The organism is Streptomyces lanatus, assembly GCF_014655715.1.
GTDB lineage: Bacteria > Actinomycetota > Actinomycetes > Streptomycetales > Streptomycetaceae > Streptomyces > Streptomyces lanatus.
Genome location: NZ_BNBM01000006.1, coordinates 203,286 through 224,765 on the forward strand (window position 1 = coordinate 203,286; position 21,480 = coordinate 224,765).

Genomic DNA, 21,480 nt, shown 5'->3' on the forward strand with positions numbered 1-21,480 from the left:
CACGACCGCGACATGACGAAGGGCGCCCCGGGATCTCGTCCCGGAGCGCCCTCAGCGACGTACGGCGGCGCTGTCGCGCTGGCTCTCAGCCGTTCTTGATGCGGTTGGTGAGCTCGGTGACCTGGTTGTAGATGGAGCGCCGCTCGGCCATTAGATTGCGGATCTTGCGGTCGGCGTGCATGACCGTGGTGTGGTCGCGGCCGCCGAACAGGGCGCCGATCTTCGGCAGTGACAGGTCTGTCAGCTCGCGGCAGAGGTACATGGCGATCTGGCGGGCGGTGACGAGCTGGCGGCCGCGTGAGCTGCCGCAGAGGTCCTCGACGGTGAGGCCGAAGTAGTCGGCGGTGGCGCTCATGATGGCCGTGGAGGTGATCTCCGGTGTGGCGTCGTCGCCGCCGGGGATCAGGTCCTTGAGGACGATCTCCGTGAGGCCCAGGTCCACCGGCTGCCGGTTGAGCGACGCGAACGCCGTCACCCGGATCAGGGCGCCCTCCAGTTCGCGGATGTTGCGCGAGATGCGGGAGGCGATGAACTCCAGTACCTCCGGCGGGGCGTTGAGCTGCTCCTGGACCGCCTTCTTGCGCAGGATCGCGATACGGGTCTCCAGCTCGGGCGGCTGGACATCGGTGATCAGGCCCCACTCGAACCGGTTCCGCAGTCGGTCCTCCAGGGTGACCAACTGCTTGGGCGGCCGGTCGCTGGAGAGCACGATCTGCTTGTTGGCGTTGTGGAGCGTGTTGAAGGTGTGGAAGAACTCCTCCTGCGTCGACTCCTTGTCCGCGAGGAACTGGATGTCGTCGACGAGCAGGATGTCCATCTCGCGGTACCGCTTGCGGAAGCTGTCGCCCTTGCCGTCGCGGATGGAGTTGATGAACTCGTTGGTGAACTCCTCCGAGCTCACGTACCGCACGCGCGTGCCGGGGTAGAGGCTGCGCGCGTAGTGCCCGATCGCGTGCAGCAGGTGGGTCTTGCCGAGGCCCGACTCCCCGTAGATGAAGAGGGGGTTGTAGGCCTTCGCGGGTGCCTCGGCGACGGCGACGGCGGCCGCGTGGGCGAAGCGGTTGGAGGCGCCGATGACGAACGTGTCGAAGAGGTACTTCGGGTTCAGGCGTGCGGTGGGTTCGCCGGGGCCGGGTGCCGGTGCGGGCTGCGCGGCCAGCGGGCCGGGGGCGCCGGTGGCCGGGAGGTTCGCGCCGACGGGGCCGCCGCGGTGCACATGGCCGGAGCCGACGGGCGGCTCGGGCAGCTCGCGGCGGGGGCCCTGGTCGTAGTCGGCGCGCGGTTGGTCGTAGTCCGGGCGCTGCTGCTCGTAGTCGGGACGGTGCCCGTCGTAGGGCGGCCGGTCCATCTGCTGCGGGCGGTAGTCCTGGGACGGGGGGCCGTAGGAGTCCTGTGGGGGCGATGCGTACGGGTCCCGCTCGGGGAAGCCGAGTCGCTGCTGTTGCCAGCCGTAGTCGTCCTGTGTCGGGCGGGGCCAGCTGCCGGGGGTGGGTTCGGGGCGCTGGTACTCGCTCGGGTAGGCCGGGCGTGCCGTGGGCAGCGGGTCGGGGGAGGCGGTGGGTGGCTGGTCGTCGGCGCGGTGGCGGCCGTAGCCCTCGTACGAGGGGAGTTCGGGCTCCTCGTAGCGGGGCTGGGGTGACGGGTGTCCGCCTTGGTCGTAGGGGGCCTGGCGCTTGGGGGACGGTGGCACCGGCGGGGCGGGGGGCTCGCCGGCGGAGTCGTCGACGGTGATCGCGATGCGGATCGGGCGGCCGCATTCGCGGCTCAGGGTGTCGCTGACGATCGGGGCGAGACGGCCCTCCAGTACGCCTTTCGCAAATTCGTTCGGTACGGCGAGCAGGGCGGTGTCGGCGACCAGCGCGAGGGGCTGGCAGCGCCGGATCCAGTGCTCGTCCTTGCCCTCCACACCCTGTCCGCGGCCCTCACCGAGAAGTTGTTCAAGTACTCGTGGCCACACTGCGGCAAGATCGGCAGGTACGTCAGCCACAGGGCACGCTCTCTCACAGGTCCCACGAACGTGTGATTGTGGGACGGGTCGGGATTCAATCGGGTGGAGCCAGAATCAAGGGGACAAGGGAACGAATCGGAGTCCAGCCACGGTAGTCAGGGCGGCGGGTGCGGTTCAAGTTGTTGTCCCCAGCCTGTGGATAGTGTCTCCCAGTGACCTCTGGTTTGACCGGATGGCGTAGCCGCGCGTACCGTAACCAGGTCGAGTTGTCGATGGCTGCTGCCGCCTGCCTCCGATGGGCACAGATCGCGTCAGGTGATCGGGAAGCGGTGCAATCGGGCGTAACTGCGAGCTACTCGTGGGCGCACGGTGACAGCCAGGACGGCACCCGCCAAACACCGATTTATCTCTGGAGCCCCCGAGTGAGCAAGCGCACCTTCCAGCCGAACAACCGTCGTCGCGCGAAGACCCACGGCTTCCGCCTGCGGATGCGCACCCGCGCCGGCCGCGCGATTCTCGCGAACCGTCGTGCCAAGGGTCGCGCCAGCCTGTCCGCCTGATCCTGATCAGGTCATGACGTCGTGCTGCCCACCGAGAACCGGCTGAGGCGGCGCGAGGACTTCGCGACCGCGGTCCGACGAGGTCGCCGGGCAGGCCGCCCGACACTCGTCGTCCACCTTCGTAGCGGTGCCACGGACCCGCACGCGCCTGGGGAGAGCGCTCCCCCGACGCGTGCGGGTTTCGTCGTGAGCAAGGCTGTGGGTGGTGCGGTCGTGCGGAACAAGGTGAAGCGCAGGCTTCGCCATCTGATGCGCGACCGAGTCGACCGGCTGCCCCCCGGTAGCCTGGTAGTCGTACGAGCGTTGCCCGGTGCGGGTGACGCCGACCATGCACAGCTGGCCCGAGACCTGGATGCCGCTCTGCAGCGGCTGCTGGGAGGGGGCGCGCGATGAAGTACCCACTACTGGCTCTGATCAAGCTGTACCAGTGGACGATCAGTCCGCTGCTCGGGCCGGTGTGCAAGTACTACCCGTCGTGCTCCCACTACGGGTACACGGCCATCGACCGGCACGGTGCGATCAAGGGCACGGCGCTCACCGCCTGGCGCATCCTGCGGTGCAACCCGTGGTCGCTGGGTGGTGTGGATCATGTCCCGCCACGCAGGCGTCCGCGGTGGCACGAGATGCTGCGCAACGCGTGGCGTGCACGGAAGGGCGGGCCCTCCGCCGCTGAAACGGCCATCGAAGGTGATGTTCCTTCGAGCCCGGCCGCAGAGACCCCGTCCCATGTCCAAGGAGCATGATTAGTGGACACGATTGCCAGCCTCTTCAGCTTCATCACGACACCCGTTTCCTGGGTCATCGTCCAGTTCCACACGGTGTACGGCGCCATCTTCGGCCCTGACACCGGATGGGCCTGGGGCCTGTCCATCGTGTCCCTGGTGATTCTGATCCGTATCTGCCTGATCCCGCTCTTCGTGAAGCAGATCAAGGCGACCCGGGCGATGCAGACGCTGCAGCCCGAGATGAAGAAGATCCAGGAGCGCTACAAGAACGACAAGCAGCGCCAGTCCGAAGAGATGATGAAGCTGTACAAGGAGACGGGTACCAACCCGCTCTCCTCGTGCCTTCCCATCCTGGCGCAGTCGCCGTTCTTCTTCGCCCTGTACCACGTGCTCAACAGCATCGCGAACAACGACACCATCGGTGTCATCAACCAGAGCCTGCTGGAGAGCGCGCAGAAGGCGCACATCTTCGGGGCCCCGCTGGCCGCGAAGTTCACCGACAGCTCTACGGACGTCGCCGCGCTCGACGCCTCGCTGACCACGGTCCGCATCGTCACCGCGGTCATGATCGTCCTGATGTCGGCGTCGCAGTTCTACACGCAGCGTCAGCTGATGACGAAGAACGTCGACACCACGGTGAAGACGCCGTTCATGCAGCAGCAGAAGATGCTGATGTATGTCTTCCCGGTCATGTTCGCCGTCTTCGGCATCAACTTCCCCGTCGGTGTCCTCGTCTACTGGCTGACCACCAACGTGTGGACCATGGGTCAGCAGATGTACGTCATCCACAACAACCCGACCCCGGGTTCCAAGGCGCAGGCCGCGTACCTGGAGCGTCTGACCAAGCACGTCACGAACCACGGCAAGACCCGTCGCCGGGGTGAGCGCGCCATCATCAAGGCCATCGTGGCCAAGGGCCGTGACCGTAACGAGTACGAGCGCAAGTTCATCAACGGCCTCAGCAAGGCCGGTCTCGCGGCCCAGGCCGACGGCAATGTGGTGAAGGGCGACGGCGCCGTGGCCACCGTGTCCGAGGACGGTACGCCGACCACGACGGCGACGCCCAAGCGTCAGCAGCCGAAGCGCCAGAGCAAGTCTCAGCGTCAGTCCGGCGGTCCGAAGCAGGCCGGCGAGCCGACATCGCTGCAGAAGTCCGATGAGCCCGAGGACGCCAAGCCCGGCACTCCCAAGAAGGACGCGCCGAAGCCCGGCAGCAGCGGCCGCAGCAAGGCCCAGTCCGGGCAGCGCAAGGGCGGTCCGCAGCGCCCCAAGTCCCCGTCCAAGAAGTAAGAAGGAGCCCATCCCGTGACGGAAGGCACCACCTCCGCCGCTGTCGAGGGTGCAGACACCCTGAGCCGCCTGGAGCAAGAGGGCGAGATCGCGGCGGACTACCTCGAGGGTCTGCTCGATATCGCCGATCTCGATGGCGACATCGACATGGACGTCGAGGCCGACCGCGCCGCTGTCTCGATCATCAGCGACGCGGGCAGCCGAGACCTGCAGAAGCTGGTCGGGCGTGACGGCGAGGTGCTGGAGGCCCTTCAGGAGCTCACGCGCCTGGCCGTGCACCGGGAGACCGGGGACCGCAGCCGGCTGATGCTGGACATCGCGGGCTACCGGGCCAAGAAGCGTGCCGAGCTCTCCGAGCTGGGTGCCAAGGCCGCCGCCGAGGTCAAGAGCACCGGCGAGCCCGTGAAGATGAAGCCGATGACGCCGTTCGAGCGCAAGGTCGTGCACGACGCGGTGAAGTCGGCGGGCCTGCGCAGCGAGTCCGAGGGCGAGGAGCCGCAGCGGTTCGTCGTCGTACTTCCCGCCTGATCGGCCCTTACGTTTCCTCCGGCCCCGTCTGTGCGCAGGCGGGGCCGAACTTTGTCAGCCTGTTAGTTCTGGTGGTTCTGGTGTCGGCGCTCCGGGCGTCGGTGAGGTACGGAAGGACGGTCCCCCGTGACGGAGGCAGCGGAGCTTCCCCCTGTGCCCGAACAGGCACATGAGGTGTTCGGCGATCGCTACGCTGATGCGGTCCGCTACGCCGAGCTGCTCGCCGAGGCGGGTGTGCAGCGTGGTCTGATCGGCCCGCGAGAGGTGCCCCGACTGTGGGAGCGCCATCTGCTGAACTGTGCGGTGCTTTCGGAGGTCGTTCCCGAGGGTGTGACGGTGTGCGATGTCGGCTCGGGGGCCGGCCTGCCCGGTATCCCTCTGGCGCTGGTCCGGGAGGATCTGAAGATCACTCTCCTGGAGCCTCTGCTGCGGCGGACGAACTTCCTGACGGAGGTCGTGGAGCTGCTCGGGCTTGATCATGTGACGGTTGTCCGTGGTCGTGCCGAGGAGGTCATGGGGACGTTGCCGCCCGTGCATGTGGTGACCGCCCGTGCCGTGGCTCCGCTCGACCGGCTGGCCACCTGGGGCATCCCGCTGCTTCGCCCGTACGGCGAGATGCTGGCGCTCAAGGGTGACACCGCGGAGGAGGAGCTGAAGAGCGCGGCAACGGCTCTGAGCAAGCTGGGTGCGGTGGAGACGTCGATCCTCCATGTGGGCGAGGGCGTGGTGGATCCGATGTCCACGGTGGTGCGCGTCGAGGTCGGGGAGAGCCCGGGCGGTGTTCGCTTCGCGGCGAAGCGGGCGAAGGCGGCCAGGACGGGACGGGCCCGTCGACGGCGCTGATCCGTCCTGACGACGAGACGTACTCCACACAAGCTGGCAAACCTACCCATGCCGGAGTGTCGCGACAGTTCGGCCTCGGCGGCTGTGCATCGTGTTTCACGTGAAACGTCGCTCACTGCTCCACGGCATCATTAGCCGCGGTCGCGCTGCCGAACCTCGCGACCGAAAGCCCCTCGGTTCCCTCAGGGAGGGTGCTTCCGACGACTCTCCGTCCCTCTGGAGGGGCACGGAGTTTTCCACAGAGGTGGATTTCTCCACAGAACAACAGGCCTCACTGGTTCGCGACCCCGAAGACATGGGAGGCTCTGTTCATTGCGAGCCTGAAGTCGAGGAGAGTGAATCCTTGCGGTCCGACGCCAACATCGCGGGACCGATGACCGATCCGGTCCCCGGTCCCCGTACCGAATCGATGGGGGAGGATGTTTCACGTGAAACACCGCCCCCGATGGACGACACTCCCATCGGTCGTGCTGCCCAACTGGCGGTGGAGGCTCTAGGCCGCGCCGGCGAGGGCCTGCCACGGCCCGAGCAAACCCGTGTCATGGTGGTCGCCAACCAGAAGGGGGGCGTGGGCAAGACGACAACGACGGTCAATCTTGCCGCGTCGCTTGCCCTGCATGGCGGCCGAGTACTGGTCATCGACCTCGACCCGCAGGGCAATGCGTCGACCGCCCTGGGCATCGACCATCACGCCGAAGTTCCATCGATCTACGATGTGTTGGTCGAGAGCAAGCCGCTCGCGGAAGTCGTTCAGCCGGTGCCCGATGTCGAGGGACTCTTCTGTGCCCCCGCCACGATCGATCTCGCCGGTGCGGAGATCGAGCTGGTGTCGCTGGTGGCGCGTGAGAGCCGACTCCAGCGGGCGATCCAGGCGTACGAGCAGCCGCTGGACTATGTCCTCATCGACTGTCCGCCTTCGCTCGGCCTGTTGACGGTCAACGCGCTGGTGGCGGGGCAGGAGGTCCTGATCCCGATCCAGTGCGAGTACTACGCGCTGGAAGGCCTGGGCCAGCTGCTGCGCAACGTCGACCTGGTGCGGGGGCACCTCAACCCCGCCCTGCATGTCTCGACGATCCTGCTCACCATGTACGACGGCCGGACGCGGCTCGCGTCCCAGGTCGCCGACGAGGTGCGCAACCACTTCGGTGACGAGGTGCTGCGGACGAGTATTCCTCGCTCGGTGCGTATCTCCGAGGCGCCGAGCTATGGGCAGACGGTACTGACGTACGATCCCGGATCGAGCGGTGCCCTCTCCTACCTTGAGGCGGCACGAGAAATCGCGCTGAAGGGCGTCGGTGTCAACTACGACCCGACCAACGCCCACTTCGGCGCTCAGAACCCAAGCATGGCGGAGGGGATCCAGTGAGCGAGCGACGGAGGGGTTTGGGTCGTGGTCTCGGCGCACTGATCCCCGCTGCACCGACGGAGAAGACGGTGCCCCCGGCTGCGGTGGGAGGCGCTGCCTCAGCGTCGCCGGCCGGTCTGCCGGTGCTGACTGACCGTGGGGTGGCCGCGGCCAAGGTGGCTACGTTGCCGCCTGTTTCACATGAAACCGAGGACTCGGCGCCGAGCAGCGCCGTGGAGACGCCCGCAGCTCCCATGGGCGCCCACTTCGCGGAGATCCCCCTCGACCAGATCACGCCGAACCCTCGGCAGCCGCGTGAGGTCTTCGACGAGGATGCGCTGCAGGAGCTCGTCACCTCCATCCAGGAGGTCGGTCTCCTCCAGCCGATCGTTGTGCGTCAGATCGCTCCTTCGCGCTACGAGCTCATCATGGGTGAGCGGCGCTGGCGGGCCTGCCGCGAGGCCGGCCTCGATGCGATCCCGGCGATCGTGCGGGCCACCGATGACGAGAAGCTTCTCCTGGACGCGTTGCTGGAGAACCTGCACCGCGCTCAGCTGAACCCGATCGAAGAGGCGGCTGCCTACGATCAGCTGCTGAAGGACTTCAACTGCACGCATGATCAGTTGGCGGACCGTATCGGCCGGTCCCGGCCGCAGGTCTCCAACACGCTGCGTCTGCTGAAGCTCTCGCCGAAGGTGCAGAACCGGGTGGCTGCCGGAGTTCTCTCCGCGGGGCATGCGCGGGCGCTGCTCTCCGTCGAGGACGCGGAGGAGCAGGAGCGGCTGGCCTACCGGGTCGTGGCCGAGGGGCTCTCCGTTCGGTCCGTCGAAGAGATCGTGACCCTCATGGGTTCCCGGCCGCAGAAGACGCCGCGTTCCAGGGGACCTCGGGCCGGCTCTGTTCCCTCTCCGGCGTTGTCCGACCTTGCGACCCGGCTCTCGGACCGTTTCGAGACGCGGGTGAAGGTCGAGCTGGGGCAGAAGAAGGGCAAGATCACCGTGGAGTTCGCCTCCCCGGAGGACCTTGAGCGCATCCTCAGCACATTCGCTCCCGGCGAGAAGCTGGCCCTGCAGAAGAGCCTGCTGGCCGAGGACGAGGAGGAGACCGAGGACTGAGGCTCGGCCGGGGCGGGTCTGCTCCCTGACCATTCATGCGGGCCGTGTCCGGTGTGTACCGGAACACGGCCCGCACTTTGCTTTCTGGCGGTATCGATGGAATCGCATCGTGGATACGATGCGATCGGGTAAGGCGCATCCACCTGGCAGACCTCTTAGGGGAGGCGGGGTTCATGCGAACGGTGAGCCGCACCGGACTGGTGAGCGCGGGTCTTGGGCTGGGCGCGGTCGGCGGGTTCGTCGGCAGCCTGCTCAGGGAACGAAGCGCCCTGACAGCCGCTCGTGATGCCGCGGGCGAAGGAAGCGAGGAACAGCCTTCATGGGGCGTCGGCTCGTACCGCTCACGCTGGACAACCTTCCGGACCTTCCCAAGCGCTGCCGCACGTGTGTCTTCTGGGAGTTGGACCCGGTCAGCGGTGAGGCCGCGGTAAAGGCCGGCACACCCGCTCTGGAGAAGGAAGCCTGGATCTCCGCCGTTCTGCTGGACTGGGGATCATGCGGTCGAGTCGTCTACGTCGACGAGGTGCCTGTCGGCTTCGTGCTGTACGCGCCCCCGGCTTATGTTCCTCGCGCGACCGCGTTTCCCACGAGCCCTGTGTCGCCGGACGCGGTGCAGTTGATGACGGCGTTCATCATGCCGGGCTATCAGGGGCAGGGGCTGGGCCGGGTGATGGTCCAGACGGTCGCGAAGGATCTGCTGCGCCGGGGCTTCAAGGCGATCGAGGCCTTTGGAGACGCGCGCTGGAAGGAGCCGGCGTGTGTGCTGCCCGCCGACCATCTCCTGGCCGTGGGCTTCAAGACGGTGCGCCCGCACCCCAACTTCCCGCGGCTGCGGCTGGAACTGCGGACGACGTTGTCCTGGAAGGAAGACGTGGAGATGGCGATCGACCGCCTTCTCGGCGCGGTCCAGAAGGAACCGGCGCTGCGGCCTCTCTAAAGCGAATGGGCCAACCCCGAGGGGTTGGCCCATTCGTGTTTCACGTGAAACATCACTCGGCGATGAAGTCCTCAAGGTCGCGGAGGATCGCGGCCTTCGGCTTGGCGCCGACGATGGTCTTGGCGACCTCACCGTTGTGGTAGACGTTCAGCGTCGGGATGGACATGACGCCGTACTTGGCGGCCGTACCCGGGTTCTCGTCGATGTTGAGCTTGACGATCTCGATCTTGTCGCCGTGCTCGGCGGCGATCGCCTCGAGGGACGGCGCGATCTGGCGGCACGGACCGCACCAGGCGGCCCAGAAGTCCACCAGGACGGGCTTGTCGCTCTTGAGGACGTCCTGCTCGAAGGAGTCGTCGGTCACGTTCTTCAGGGTGCCGGCCACGGCGGGCTCCTTAACTGATTGGTGCGTGGGGCGGATGGGGGAGGTCAGACAGCGGTCTTCTCGGGCTCGGCCTTCTCCTCGTCCGCGAGGGCGGCGAGGAAGCGCTCGGCGTCGAGTGCGGAGGAACAGCCGGTGCCGGCCGCGGTGATCGCCTGGCGGTAGGTGTGGTCGACGACGTCGCCGGCGCCGAAGACACCAGTGAGGTTGGTGCGGGTCGAGGGGGCTTCGACCTTGAGGTAGCCCTCCTCGTCCAGCTCCAGCTGGCCCTTGAAGAGCTCGGTGCGCGGGTCGTGGCCGATCGCGATGAACAGGCCGGTGACCGCCAGGTCCGAGAGCTCGCCGGTCTTGACGTTGCGCAGCTTCAGGCCGGAGAGCTTCTGGTCGCCCTGGACCTCGGCCACCTCGCTGTCCCACACGAACTTGATCTTCGGGTCGGCGAAGGCGCGGTCCTGCATCGCCTTGGAGGCACGCAGGCTGTCGCGGCGGTGGACGATCGTCACGGACTTGGCGAAGCGGGAGAGGAAGGTGGCCTCCTCCATCGCGGTGTCGCCGCCGCCGATCACGGCGATGTCCTGGTCCTTGAAGAAGAAGCCGTCACAGGTGGCGCACCATGAGACGCCTCGACCGGAGAGCGCGTCCTCGTTCGGCAGGCCGAGCTTGCGGTGCTGCGAGCCGGTGGCGACGATGATGGCCTTCGCACGGTGGACCGTGCCCGCGGTGTCGGTGACGGTCTTGATCTCACCGGTCAGGTCGACGTTGACGATGTCGTCCGGGACGAGCTCGGCACCGAAGCGCTCGGCCTGGGAGCGCATGTTGTCCATGAGCTCGGGGCCCATGATGCCGTCCTGGAAGCCCGGGAAGTTCTCCACGTCGGTCGTGTTCATGAGCGCACCGCCGGCGGTGACGGCGCCCTCGAAGACCAGCGGCTTCAGCGACGCGCGCGCGGTGTAGAGCGCCGCCGTATAGCCGGCGGGCCCGGAGCCGATGATGATCACGTTTCGGACGTCGCTCACGGCTTGATTCCTCGTCTCTGGAATACGTCGTCGGACCGGTGGGAGCCCCTTTCAGAACTCTCACCCCACCCAACGGATCCTAAGGGGCGCGCATTCCCACTGTGTCCGGGCACACGGTGACGTCACATTGTGGGGGTTGCCGCTGCGGAGTGAGGTGAGCCGCCCGCCGCTCAGTGGCGGGCGTAGGAGTCCGTCAGGAGGACGTCTGCCTTGGTGTTCGACGGCTGCTTCACGCAGGACGCGTCCATGACGTAGGCGGTGACCCGGCTGACATCGGAGGCATCGGGCAGCACGACGAGCAAAGCGTCCTTGCCCTTGTAGCGGCCTTCCTCGGCGGCAAGGGCTGTGTCATCGCGGCCGATGCCCTTGCGGATGCAGTCGGGCACCGTGATCTCGCGGAAGATGCGCGGGCTCGCGGTGTCGGCCCCGCCTTGCATGCCCAGGCTGCGATCGGGCTTTTGTGAGCTGCCCACGGAGCTCTCGCTCGTGGCGAGGAGGTCGGTGACCTTCTTCTCCAGCTTTGCCGCGGAGAAGGTATCGGAGGAGGTCTGTCCCCCGTCGGCCGAAGGACCGGCTCCTCCGCCACCCATGAGAGAGGTCAGCAGTACCGAACCCAGCCCCAGGGCCGCGGCCGTGAATGCGGCGCCGAGGACGGCGACCCTGCGGCGTCCCGTCTTCTTGCGGTCCTTGCGGCCGGGGCCGGTCGTGGAGGAACGTGCGTGACCTGCCGGACGGCCTGCGGCTGTCGATGTTTCACGTGAAACATGCGCGCCGCCGTCCGCGCTGGACATCGTGTGGGCGCCTGCACCATGCGTCTGCGCGTCCGCGTCATCGGGTGCCGTCGCGCTCAGCAGAGCTTCTGCGGCAAGGGCGGCATCGATGCGTTCGGCGACGTCGGTGGGCATGCGTGAGGCGCCAGGCAGCGTGCCGAGCAGTCCCCGGATCTCCTCCAGCGAAGCATGGACGTCCGCGCACAGCTCGCACTCGTCGAGATGGCGACGTAGATCGGCGGTCCTGGACGGCGGGAGGAGGCCCTCGGTGAGGTCGGAGATCTCGGCGACGTCCGGGTGCCCGGCCGTGTCTGTCGTGGATGTCACGCTCGCCCACCTCCGCCCTTCACAGCAGCTGAATCACTCGACCCGGTATCGCGCGGACCCGTGGCTTGTGGCCCCTCGGCAGGTGGACCCGCTGCCGGTGGGACGGATGTCCCCTGCGTCCGGTTCCGCCTCTCGCCGGGATCCTTGCCGTCACGCGTACTTTCCGGCCGTAGATGCGTGAGGAGGGGCAGGAGTCTGGCTCTGCCGCGTGCACATCGGCTCTTGACGGTGCCGGTCGGCACATCGAGGACGCGGGCGGCCTCCGCGACCGGGTAGCCCTGCATGTCCACCAGGACGAGGGCCGCCCGTTGGTCCGGCGGAAGCGTGCCGAGAGCCTCGAGGAGCTGGCGATGCAGATCGTTGCGCTCCGCCGGCGCCGAGGCGGACTCGTGCGGCTCCAGCAGCTGCTCCAGGCGCTCGGTGTCGTCGACCGGGGAGGTCTTCCGGGAGGCAGCCTTGCGGGCGCGGTCCAGGCAGGCGTTCACCGTGATGCGGTGCAGCCACGTCGTGACGGCCGACTGGCCCCGGAAGGTGTGGGCGGCCCGGTAGGCGGACACGAGGGCGTCCTGGACGGCGTCAGCGGCTTCCTCGCGGTCGCCGAGCGTTCGCAGCGCCACCGCCCAGAGCCGGTCCCGGTGCCGCCGTACGATCTCGCCGAAGGCGTCGGGGTCGCCTTCCACGTGCAGGGCGAGGAGGTCCTGATCGCTTGTGTCGCCGTAGGCGTGGCCATCGGTCATCGGACCCCCTCCCCTCGTCTGCGGTCAGTTGTCGGTCAGCTGGTGAACTTCACGTTGGTGATGGCCTGCTTGTAGCCAGGCTGACTGTAGTTGGCGGAATCGACGCCGGAGTAGGGCATCGCGGTCAGCCACACCAGCACGTAGCGGGTCTTCTCCGGCTTGTCGACCGTCACCTTCGCAGAGGTGCCGTTCGTCGTTGCCGTGCCCAGCTGCTTCATCGAGCTCAACGGTGTGGACGAATCCGGTGAGTCGGTGGCGTACAGCTTGACGGTGGTGTGAGGGCCGCCGTACCGGAGGGAGAGCGTCGCGGTCGACACGTCCTGATCGGAGCCGAGGTCGTAGACGATGCCGACGCCAGGCTTGATCACTATCTCCGGACCGTCCTTGTAGCTGTTGGTCCGCCATCCCGTCGACGTGCTGTCGTCGTACGTCTGGTCCACGTCGCCAGGATGCTGGGCATCGCCCTCGGCCACGTACTCCTGAGCGCCCTTGATGCTGAGCGGCTTGGCCGGCTTGGTGCCGCCGCTGCCCTTGTCGCCGTCGTCCGTCGTCTGCGTCTGGTTGGAGTCCTCGGAGTTGCCGCCCTGGTCCATGAGCGCGTCCGCGAGCTGCCAGCTGCCCAGACCCAGGGCGGCGATCAGGAGCGCCGAGACGGCCCACTTCAGGGCCTTGCCGGTGCGGCTCTGGAGCGGGGGCGGCGGAGACTGCACCGGCTGATTCGCACCGGGGTGCGTCTGGCGGCCGTATGTGCCCTGCTGGTACGTCGTGCGCTGATAGTCCGGCGGGGCCGTGAACGAGGGCTCCGGCGGGCGGATGCGGGGCATCTCGCCGACCGCCTTCACCAACTCCTCCGGAGTGGTGCATGCCGACTCATGGCGCGAGGCGGTCGCGCCGTCGTTGGCCAGCGCGCGCATGGCGAGCTCGGACAGCCCGCGGTGGACACCGGCACGCACCTGGTCCGGGGCGATCAGACCGACGTCCTTGGGCAGCCCGGACAGCCCGTAGGCGTCGCTCTCGTACGGCCAGCGCTGGGTGAGCCCGGCGTACAGCAGCGCGCCGATCGCCTCCGTGTCGGTGCGCTGCGGAGTGTCCGAGCTGATGCCGCGCAGCGCGGCGTTCACCGCGAGGCCGCGGATGCGCCACTGGCCGGACGAGGTCCGCAGTACGGCGTTCGGGTTGAGCCGCAGATGCGCCAGGCCCTCACGGTGGGCGGCGGCCATGGCGGCGGACACCTGGGTGACCATCTGGTACGCCTCGTACGGCTCCAGCGGGCCGGACGCCAGGAGCGTGGTCATCTCCGTGGCGTCGGGGAGCCATTCGTGGACGACATAGACGAGGTCGTTCTCCTCGACGGCGTCCAGCACCTGGACGAACCGAGGATCGCCGAGCAGCGCGGAGGAGCGGGCCGCGGCCAGCACGGAACGGGCCCGCGCATGGTCCGCGGGCAGGATGTGCACGCCGACGGCGCGACGGAGTTTCTCGTCGACCGCACGCCAACTGCTGAAACCGTCCAGACGGGTGACGCACTCCTCGAGGCGGTAGCGTCTGGCGAGTTTGTGGCCGCTGTGCAGTTCGGGCGGTGAGGCCTTCCCGGGACCCTCGGTCCCGCCACTCCCCTGTGCCTCGTCGATGTCCGTGTCCCGCTCCCGATTGTTGGCCACCCCGTCGGCCGTGGACTGGTCCGCCTGAGCGGTCAGCGGCTCGTCGCCGCTGTTGTCTGCCACGTCGACGGCAGCCGTGCTCCGTTCCGCCACCGTCGTTCCTGCCTCCCCATCCATTGCGCGCCGTTGGACCCCGAGCGCGCCGTCCGACGCCGAAACCAATTGTGCCCACAGTCCGCCGCTATGCACGACACACGATGGCGGACGATGGTTGTGCGCTTACCCCCGACTCAGCGACCCAGACGCCCGCGCACCATGCCGACCAGTGAGTTCAGCTCATCGATACGCATCCTGCGCGCGGCGATGAAGAAGACCCCCAGCAGCACGGCGCCGCCGGCCACCAGAGCGGCGAAGGAACCGACGACGCCCTGGCCGAGCGTCCGGCTGATCCCGTAGCAGGCCGCCCCGCTGAGCAGTACCGCGGGCACCGAGGCGAGCCCGAGCCTGGTGTACGTCCGCATCACCCGGGCGCCGTCGAGGTCGCCGCCGAGCTTCTTGCGCAGCCGTCGCCAGGCGACATTGACGCCGATCGTGTAGGCCAGGCCGTACGACGCCGCCATGCCGACCACGGCCCAGCGAGCCGGGAGAACGAGGTAGCAGACGACCGACGCGAGGGCGTTGCCGGCCGCGACGATGACGGTGTTGTAGAAGGGGGTGCGGGTGTCCTCGTAGGCGTAGAAGGCACGCAGGACGACGTACTGCACGGAGTACGGGATCAGCCCGAGGCCGAACGCCATCAGCATGAAGCCCATGTTGGTGGCTTCGCTGGTGCCCGAGGATCCGAACATCAAGGTGCACATGGGGATGCCGAGCGCGACGAAGCCGAAGGCGAGCGGCACGATCGCCACGGCCGTGGTGCGCAGTCCCTGCGAGATGTCGTCGCGCACCGCGCCGGCGTCGTCCTCGGCCGCGGAGCGGGAGATACGGGGCAGCAGGGCGGCCATCAGTGAGACGGTGATGATGGCCTGCGGGAGACCCCAGATGAGCTGTGCGTTGGCGTAGGCGCTGAAGCCGGTGCCGGGGACGCCGGAGTCGGTGATCGCCGCCGTGGCGAGCTGGGTCACGACGAGGGCACCGGCCTGGTTGGCGAGGACGAAGAGGATCGTCCACTTGGCCAGCATCGCGGCCTTGCCGAGGCCGTGGCCCCTCCAGTCGAAGCGCAGCCGAAGCCTGAAGCCGGTCTCGCGCAGGTACGGGATCATCGCGAGGGCCTGGACGACGAGGCCGAGGAGCACGCCCACGCCGAGCAGTTGGATGCCCTCCGGCGGAATGCTGGTGACCTCCATGCCGGAGCGCTCGGCGGTGCCGTAGACCCACAGGAAGGCGCCGAGCGTCACGATGATGACGATGTTGTTCAGGACCGGGGTCCACATCATCGCGCCGAACCGGCCGCGGGCGTTGAGGATCTGTCCCATCACGACGTGGATGCCCATGAAGAAGATCGAGGGCAGGAAGTAACGGGTGAAGGTGACAGCGGTCTCGTTGGCCGCGGGGTTGTTCGCCAGGGGGGTCGACAGGGCCCGGACCAGGAGAGGGGCGGCGAACATGGCGAGCGCGGTGAGGACACCGAGGATCACCATGACGAGGGTCAGCAGCCGGTTGGCGTATGCCTCACCGCCGTCCTCGTCCTCCTTCATGGAGCGGACGAGCTGGGGCACGAACACGGAGTTGAGCCCGCCGCCGACGGTCAGGATGTAGATCATCGTCGGGAGCTGGTAGGCCACCTGGAACGATTCGCCGAGCAGGCCGAGGCCCAGTGCCGAGACGATCATCGCGGACCGTACGAACCCGGTCAGGCGGGAGACCATCGTCCCCGCCGCCATCACCGCGCTCGACTTCAGCAGCCCCCCGGCCCGTCCGCCCTTCTTCGCGGCGGGCGCCGCAGCAGGAGCGGGAGCCGGTGCCTCGGCCGCCACGGGCGGCGTGGGGCCCGGAGCAGGCGCCGGAGAGGGCGCGGGGACCGTGGGCGGTGCCTGGTACTGCGGATGGCCGCCCTGCTGCTGGTCCCGGAAGAGATGCGCGAAGGCGTCGTGCTCGGGGTTCTGTTCGGTGGAGTGCGAGACGAGGTCGTCGACGCCCACATACTGCGTCGTGCGGGGGTCGTCGCCGTACGGCAGGTACTGGGTCGGGCCCTCCGGCTCGGGCGCCGGGGTCTGGGCCCACACGTTCGGGTCGGGGGCGTACGGGGACTGGGGCGGCTGGGAGTAGAGGGGGTGCTGAGGCGGGTAGGTGCCCGGTGGCGGCGGGGGGTGCGCGGCGCGGTCGTAGAGCGCTTCGGCGACCGGGTCCTGGGCGGTGAGTTCCTGGTCCCGGTAGGGGTCCTGGTTGTAGGCGTCCTGGAGGTACATGTCCGCGGGGTGCTGCGGCGGCACCTGGCCGGGCTCGGGCGGCGGGCCCTCGGGGTGCCCCGAGCTGCCCGCGGCCTGGCCGCGGTCACCGTCGTACGGCGCGTTCATGGTTACCCCACCTCATCGTCCCGGGCCCACCGGCCACGACATCGCTCAACGGTCCACTCTCTCACCCGTGCCGGACGGGTCGGCGCTTTCCGCTGCGGTGTCCGGTGTCGGGTCACTCGGCTGCTCCGAGGCGTCTGCCCGGGTACCGGCGCGGGACTCCTCCTGGAGAACGTCCTCGGGGGAGAGACGGTCCTCGGGGCCTTCCGGGTTCTCCGGACCGCCGTCGGCCTCGCTCGTCTCCTGGGAACCGTCTTCCCCGCCGTCACGTGCCGCCGCGCGCTTGCGCTGCGTGTACATCCGGAAACCGGCGAGGACCAGCAGCAGGAAGCCGCCGCCGATGACCAGCATCACCGTGGCCGTGAACTCGGTGACCTTCACGTCGAAGGTGACGGGCGCACCGTACTTCTGGCCGTCCTCGGTGTACAGCTGGGCGATCACCGTGGCCTGGCCGTTCGCCTGAGCCGAGGTGGGGAACTTCACCGACTGGCTGTGTCCGCCGGAGACCGAGACGTCCTGCTCGTAGTAGCTCTCGCCGCCGATCTCCAGACGCCTCGGGCTGGTCGAGGTGAGCCGCAGCACCAGGTGCTCGACGCCCTGCACCAGGTTGTTCTGCACGGTGACGGGGATCGTGGCGCTGCGTCCGGAGAGCTTCGTCTCGGACTTGTCGATCAGCGTGACCTGGCCGGCCAGGGAGTCGATGTACGCCTCGACGTCATTGCGGTAGTCGGCGGCTTCCCCGGAGCGGCCCCGCCACGACGTGGACATCTCGCGGTTCATGGCCCGCCCGAAGGGGGTCACCACGCGGTCCTCGTTGCTGAGGATGACCTTGAAGTTGTCGAGCTTGTCCTGCGTGGTCGCGATCTGCTCGAAGGCCGAGCGCGGCAGCTCCTGCTTGCGCAGCGACGAGGGGTACCTGGAGGCCGCGGGGACCTTGGTGGTGGCGCCGGAGTCGGGCTTGGCCGTGGCGGCGGCCGTGAGCTCCTGGGACTCGGACCAGGCGCCGCCCTGGAGCGCCGTCACCGCCGCGGCCATGGCCTGGGCCTGGCTCGCCGTCGGCATCCGCTGCGGGGCGACGACGATGCTGCGCTGTTTGTCCGACTGGAGGTTCAGGGCCAGGCTCTGGGCGAGGAATCTCTGCACGGCGAGCGTCGAGCTGGAGGCTCGCGTCAGGTTGCCCTGGAACAGGGTCGACATGCGGGCGTCCGCGACCACCGCCGTGGTGCCGCCGCCGATGGGGCGGGCGGCGGAGGGCGTGTAGGGCAGGCCGCCCGTCTCGATCAGGCTGTCGCTGCGGGCGATCACCTTGTCGGCGCCGGCGGAGGTGGCGACCTTGACGATGGACGGGTCGACGGCGCCGTTCACGGGCCAGGCGAAGTCGGTGGTCGGTTCCACGTGGAGCACCGACTCGACGGTGTCGGAGGCGACGTCGGTGGCCTCCTTGAGGTGGCTCAGGGAGCCGGTGACGTTCGTGCCGTTGTGCGCCAGGGAGGCCAGGTCCGGGTCGGCGAAGGGCAGGGCGACGACCTCCTTGTCCTGCACCGCCTCCTGGAGCTCGGCCAGCCACTGGTTGGCGACCGCCTGGTGGGTGCCCGCCGTGGTCGTGTCGCCCTCGCCCTGGACGCGGTAGCTCTCCGTCATCGCGTCCACGGAGGCCAGCAGATCGGGGTCGATCACCCAGGTGACGTCGAGATCCTTGCCGAGGGACACGAGCTGCTGGAGGCGCCCGCCCGGGGAGATCTCCTCGGCGAGGTCGTCGTCATGGAACACCGGCGTCTGCGACTCGTCCGATCCCGTCTGCGCCGTCATGTGAGGCGTGGAGATCAGCGGCCACAGCACCGTCGTCCGGGTCTTGGTGTCGGCCTCGTCCGCCTGCCACGGCAGGAAGGTGCGCTGGATGCCCAGCACCTGGTTCCAGGGCCGCGCGGACGTCTCACCGGACAGGGAGACGGCGAACGGGTAGACCCCGGTCCCACCGAGGTCCAGCTTGTCGACCGGCACCGAGATGCTGAAGCTCCGGGAGACCCCCGGAGTGAGCTTGGCGAACTCCTCGACGTACTTGCCGCCCACCGGGGATCCGTCGAGACCCTCCTGGTAGTCGGTGCGCCCGGCGACCGTGTCGATGTCCGAGCGGGTGCTCAAGGCGCTCCCGAGACGCAGGTCGACCTGCGCGTCGGTGACGGTCTGCTTGCCGTTGTTGGTGACCGTGCCGGACACGGTCACGGTGTCGTCCTCGCCGACCACCGCGGGAGTGAGCGAGTCCACAGCGACCGCCACCGTCTTCGAGCCGGAAGCGGCCTTCAGGGAGTCCTGTCCGGCGGCGTGCGAGGGGGCCGCGGCAGGCAGCTGGAGCAGGCCTGCCAGCAGAGGCGCCCCGGCGAGCAGCGCTCCGGTGCGCCGCAGCCAGCGGCGGGCAGGTGAGGGACTCATCCCCTGGAAGTCTGCCGCCTCGGCCACGCGCTCGCCCGTCCCTCGTCGTCGTCAGTGGTCGTCGGAATGTGCGTCCACGCATGGTAACGATGCGCGCTGAGGGGAAGTGCCGCGGTGTGCCTCACAAGATCGGCCCACGCCGTCGGCCTGTCCCCTATGTACGGGTATAAAACAGGGCCCGTCACCAAGTCGTAAGGACAGCCCCTGGGCCTGCCTCGCCGGAGGCGGCTGTGCCCGTGGTGTGCACGTTTAATGGAGGCGCTCGCGGTCCCTTCGGCCACGTACCCTTTTCTGTTGTGCCGAACGCCAACGAAGACAAGTCCAGTGTCCTGAGCCAGGTGCAGCACCGCGCGGTGAGCGAGCTGCTGCGGGTCGCGCCTGTCGCCGACGACCTCGCCCGCCGTTTCCAGGAGGCCGGGTTCTCCCTCGCCCTGGTCGGCGGATCGGTCCGGGACGCGCTGCTCGGGCGGCTCGGCAACGACCTGGACTTCACGACCGACGCCCGGCCCGAGGACGTCCTGAAGATCGTGCGGCCGTGGGCGGACGCGGTGTGGGAGGTCGGGATCGCCTTCGGGACCGTCGGTGCTCAGAAGGACGGCTACCAGATCGAGGTGACGACCTACCGCTCGGAGGCGTACGACCGGACCTCGCGCAAGCCCGAGGTGTCGTACGGCGACTCGATCGAGGAGGATCTCGTCCGTCGTGACTTCACGGTCAACGCGATGGCCGTCGCGCTGCCGGAGAAGGAGTTCGTCGACCCGCACGGCGGGCTGGAGGACCTCGCGGCGCGAGTTCTGCGGACCCCGGGTACGCCGGAGGCGTCCTTCTCGGACGACCCGCTGCGCATGATGCGGGCGGCACGCTTCGCGGCGCAGCTCGACTTCGAGGTGGCTCCCGAGGTGGTGACCGCCATGAAGGAGATGTCCGCGCGCATCGAGATCGTCTCGTCGGAGCGGGTACGGGACGAGCTGAACAAGCTGATCCTCTCCGCCCACCCGCGCAAGGGGCTGACCCTGCTGGTCGACACCGGGCTCGCCGGACACGTACTGCCCGAGCTGCCGGCTCTGCGGCTGGAGAGCGACGAGCATCACCGTCACAAGGACGTCTACGAGCACTCGCTGATCGTTCTGGAGCAGGCGATGGCGCTGGAGGAGAACGGTCCCGACCTGACCCTCCGGCTGGCCGCGCTGCTCCACGACATCGGCAAGCCGCGCACACGCCGCTTCGAGAAGGACGGCCGGGTCTCGTTCCACCACCACGAGGTGGTCGGCGCGAAGATGACGAAGAAGCGCATGACGGCGCTCAAGTACTCCAACGAGTTGGTGAAGGACGTCTCACGTCTGGTCGAACTCCACCTTCGCTTCCATGGCTACGGCACGGGGGAATGGACGGACTCCGCCGTGCGCCGCTATGTCCGAGACGGCGGCCCCCTCCTCGGCCGCCTCCATAAGCTGACCCGCTCGGACTGCACGACGCGCAACAAGCGCAAGGCGGCGGCGCTCTCCCGGGCCTACGACGGCCTGGAGGATCGGATCGCTCAACTCCAGGAGCAGGAGGAACTCGATTCCATCCGCCCCGACCTCGATGGCAACCAGATCATGGAGATCCTCGGCGTCGGACCGGGGCCGGTGATCGGGAACGCGTACAAGCACATGCTGGAGCTTCGGCTGGAGAACGGCCCGATGGGGCACGATGCGGCGGTGGCAGCGCTGAAGGAGTGGTGGGCCGAGCAGGGCTGAGCCCTGGGGCAGGGCATGTTTCACGTGAAACGTGCCCACCCGGATACGCCGAGGGGCGATGTTTCACGTGAAACATCGCCCCTCGGCGTATCCGGGTGGACCTACTTGGAGGACGCGAGCTCCTCGAGGCACAGGGTGAAGTTGTCTCCGTCACCACTCTGCGTGTACTGGGCGTACTTCGTGCGGTTGCAAGTGGCGCTGCCGCCGTCATGCTTCTCCGCGACCTTGTACGCGGCCTTGGAGTCGCCGCAGTCCACGACCTCGAGGTCGGGGTCGGTGGAGCTGTTCGGGTTGCCGATGCTCATGCAGTCGCCGACCTCTGCCGTGTTGGCGTCGTCCCGGCTGGCTATGAAGCCGCCCACGACCACACAGACGACGACTACTCCCACGACGATGTTCTTGACCTTCTTGAAAGTCCACTTGCTGCCGGGCTGCTGCGGCGGAACCGGCGCGTACGGTGCCCCCTGCTGCGGGAACCCCGGCTGGCCCGGCTGCTGCGGGTACGGGGCCTGGCCCTGCGGCGGCTGGCCCTGGGCGTACGGGTTCTGGCCCTGGGCGAATGGATTGCCCTGCGGCGGCGTTGTCACTTGGGGTCCCCCTAGAACATGGGTGCGTGATCGCGAACAATGGCGCGATGTAAGACGGACGTAAGCTACCGGGCCCCACTGACAACT

At 68.3% G+C, this 21,480-nt stretch carries 19 protein-coding genes; 10 read left to right on the forward strand and 9 right to left on the reverse strand.

Going from position 1 to position 21,480, the window contains the following annotated elements; translation table 11 throughout:
• Positions 1-85: 85 nt before the first annotated feature.
• On the reverse strand, positions 86-1,987 hold the full coding sequence (dnaA, locus tag IE325_RS18335) for a chromosomal replication initiator protein DnaA (RefSeq protein WP_190071019.1): 1,902 nt from the start codon (positions 1,985-1,987) through the stop codon (positions 86-88).
• Between the two features lie 383 nt (positions 1,988-2,370).
• Between dnaA and rpmH the strand changes: the two genes are divergently transcribed.
• The 9 genes from rpmH to IE325_RS18380 all read left to right on the forward strand — a co-directional run bounded on the left by rpmH (position 2,371) and on the right by IE325_RS18380 (position 9,291).
• Positions 2,371-2,508: a 50S ribosomal protein L34 gene (gene rpmH / locus IE325_RS18340; RefSeq protein WP_015659252.1), complete on the forward strand. Its 138-nt coding sequence runs from the start codon at positions 2,371-2,373 to the stop codon at positions 2,506-2,508.
• Between the two features lie 21 nt (positions 2,509-2,529).
• Complete coding sequence (gene rnpA / locus IE325_RS18345) at positions 2,530-2,901, forward strand: ribonuclease P protein component (protein WP_190071020.1); 372 nt, start codon at positions 2,530-2,532, stop codon at positions 2,899-2,901.
• Positions 2,898-3,251 (forward strand): membrane protein insertion efficiency factor YidD, encoded by a 354-nt coding sequence (gene yidD / locus IE325_RS18350; RefSeq protein ID WP_190071021.1) that lies wholly within the window; start codon positions 2,898-2,900, stop codon positions 3,249-3,251. Before rnpA ends, yidD begins: the two co-directional genes overlap by 4 nt.
• Positions 3,252-3,254: 3 nt before the next feature.
• A complete protein-coding gene (gene yidC / locus IE325_RS18355) occupies positions 3,255-4,523 on the forward strand; it encodes a membrane protein insertase YidC (protein ID WP_190071022.1) in 1,269 nt (422 codons plus the stop codon).
• Between the two features lie 15 nt (positions 4,524-4,538).
• Entirely contained in the window at positions 4,539-5,051 is a 513-nt protein-coding gene (locus IE325_RS18360) for a Jag family protein (RefSeq protein ID WP_190071023.1), read from the forward strand.
• A gap of 126 nt (positions 5,052-5,177) precedes the next feature.
• Positions 5,178-5,894: a 16S rRNA (guanine(527)-N(7))-methyltransferase RsmG gene (rsmG, locus tag IE325_RS18365; RefSeq protein WP_190071024.1), complete on the forward strand. Its 717-nt coding sequence runs from the start codon at positions 5,178-5,180 to the stop codon at positions 5,892-5,894.
• 295 nt (positions 5,895-6,189) lie between these two features.
• On the forward strand, positions 6,190-7,260 hold the full coding sequence (locus IE325_RS18370; protein WP_190071245.1) for a ParA family protein: 1,071 nt from the start codon (positions 6,190-6,192) through the stop codon (positions 7,258-7,260).
• Entirely contained in the window at positions 7,257-8,354 is a 1,098-nt protein-coding gene (locus IE325_RS18375; protein WP_190071025.1) for a ParB/RepB/Spo0J family partition protein, read from the forward strand. The genes IE325_RS18370 and IE325_RS18375 overlap by 4 nt, the downstream gene beginning before the upstream one ends.
• A gap of 319 nt (positions 8,355-8,673) precedes the next feature.
• Positions 8,674-9,291: a GNAT family N-acetyltransferase gene (locus tag IE325_RS18380; RefSeq protein WP_190071026.1), complete on the forward strand. Its 618-nt coding sequence runs from the start codon at positions 8,674-8,676 to the stop codon at positions 9,289-9,291.
• A gap of 52 nt (positions 9,292-9,343) precedes the next feature.
• Here IE325_RS18380 and trxA read toward each other — a convergent pair whose 3' ends face one another.
• The 7 genes from trxA to IE325_RS18415 form a co-directional block, all read right to left on the reverse strand.
• A complete protein-coding gene (trxA, locus tag IE325_RS18385) occupies positions 9,344-9,676 on the reverse strand; it encodes a thioredoxin (protein ID WP_031484651.1) in 333 nt (110 codons plus the stop codon).
• A gap of 44 nt (positions 9,677-9,720) precedes the next feature.
• Positions 9,721-10,689 carry a thioredoxin-disulfide reductase gene (gene trxB, locus IE325_RS18390; RefSeq protein WP_190071027.1) on the reverse strand — a complete coding sequence of 323 codons (969 nt, stop codon included), beginning with the start codon at positions 10,687-10,689 and terminating at the stop codon, positions 9,721-9,723.
• A 170-nt stretch (positions 10,690-10,859) separates the two neighbouring features.
• Positions 10,860-11,786, reverse strand: coding sequence for an RsmA family anti-sigma factor (locus IE325_RS18395; RefSeq protein WP_190071028.1), 927 nt, complete (start codon positions 11,784-11,786; stop codon positions 10,860-10,862).
• Positions 11,783-12,523, reverse strand: coding sequence for an RNA polymerase sigma factor SigM (gene sigM, locus IE325_RS18400; RefSeq protein WP_190071029.1), 741 nt, complete (start codon positions 12,521-12,523; stop codon positions 11,783-11,785). The genes IE325_RS18395 and sigM overlap by 4 nt, the downstream gene beginning before the upstream one ends.
• A 35-nt stretch (positions 12,524-12,558) precedes the next feature.
• Complete coding sequence (locus tag IE325_RS18405; protein WP_190071030.1) at positions 12,559-14,277, reverse strand: protein kinase family protein; 1,719 nt, start codon at positions 14,275-14,277, stop codon at positions 12,559-12,561.
• A gap of 137 nt (positions 14,278-14,414) precedes the next feature.
• On the reverse strand, positions 14,415-16,640 hold the full coding sequence (gene murJ / locus IE325_RS18410) for a murein biosynthesis integral membrane protein MurJ (protein WP_190071031.1): 2,226 nt from the start codon (positions 16,638-16,640) through the stop codon (positions 14,415-14,417).
• Between the two features lie 45 nt (positions 16,641-16,685).
• Positions 16,686-19,094 carry a DUF6049 family protein gene (locus IE325_RS18415; protein WP_190071032.1) on the reverse strand — a complete coding sequence of 803 codons (2,409 nt, stop codon included), beginning with the start codon at positions 19,092-19,094 and terminating at the stop codon, positions 16,686-16,688.
• A gap of 269 nt (positions 19,095-19,363) precedes the next feature.
• On the opposite strand from IE325_RS18415, the gene IE325_RS18420 reads away from it, so the two are divergent.
• Positions 19,364-20,806: a CCA tRNA nucleotidyltransferase gene (locus IE325_RS18420; protein ID WP_190071033.1), complete on the forward strand. Its 1,443-nt coding sequence runs from the start codon at positions 19,364-19,366 to the stop codon at positions 20,804-20,806.
• 101 nt (positions 20,807-20,907) lie between these two features.
• Here IE325_RS18420 and IE325_RS18425 read toward each other — a convergent pair whose 3' ends face one another.
• Positions 20,908-21,393: an LppU/SCO3897 family protein gene (locus tag IE325_RS18425; protein ID WP_190071034.1), complete on the reverse strand. Its 486-nt coding sequence runs from the start codon at positions 21,391-21,393 to the stop codon at positions 20,908-20,910.
• Positions 21,394-21,480 lie beyond the last annotated feature (87 nt).

What these genes read in the sequence shown, in the direction of transcription:
- sigM (WP_190071029.1), bottom strand. Translation starts at nt 12,523, where the DNA reads ATGACCGATGGCCACGCCTACGGCGACACAAGCGATCAGGACCTCCTC.
- murJ (WP_190071031.1), bottom strand. Translation starts at nt 16,640, where the DNA reads ATGAACGCGCCGTACGACGGTGACCGCGGCCAGGCCGCGGGCAGCTCG.
- IE325_RS18380 (WP_190071026.1), top strand. Translation starts at nt 8,674, where the DNA reads ATGGGGCGTCGGCTCGTACCGCTCACGCTGGACAACCTTCCGGACCTT.
- IE325_RS18370 (WP_190071245.1), top strand. Translation starts at nt 6,190, where the DNA reads ATGGGAGGCTCTGTTCATTGCGAGCCTGAAGTCGAGGAGAGTGAATCC.
- yidD (WP_190071021.1), top strand. Translation starts at nt 2,898, where the DNA reads ATGAAGTACCCACTACTGGCTCTGATCAAGCTGTACCAGTGGACGATC.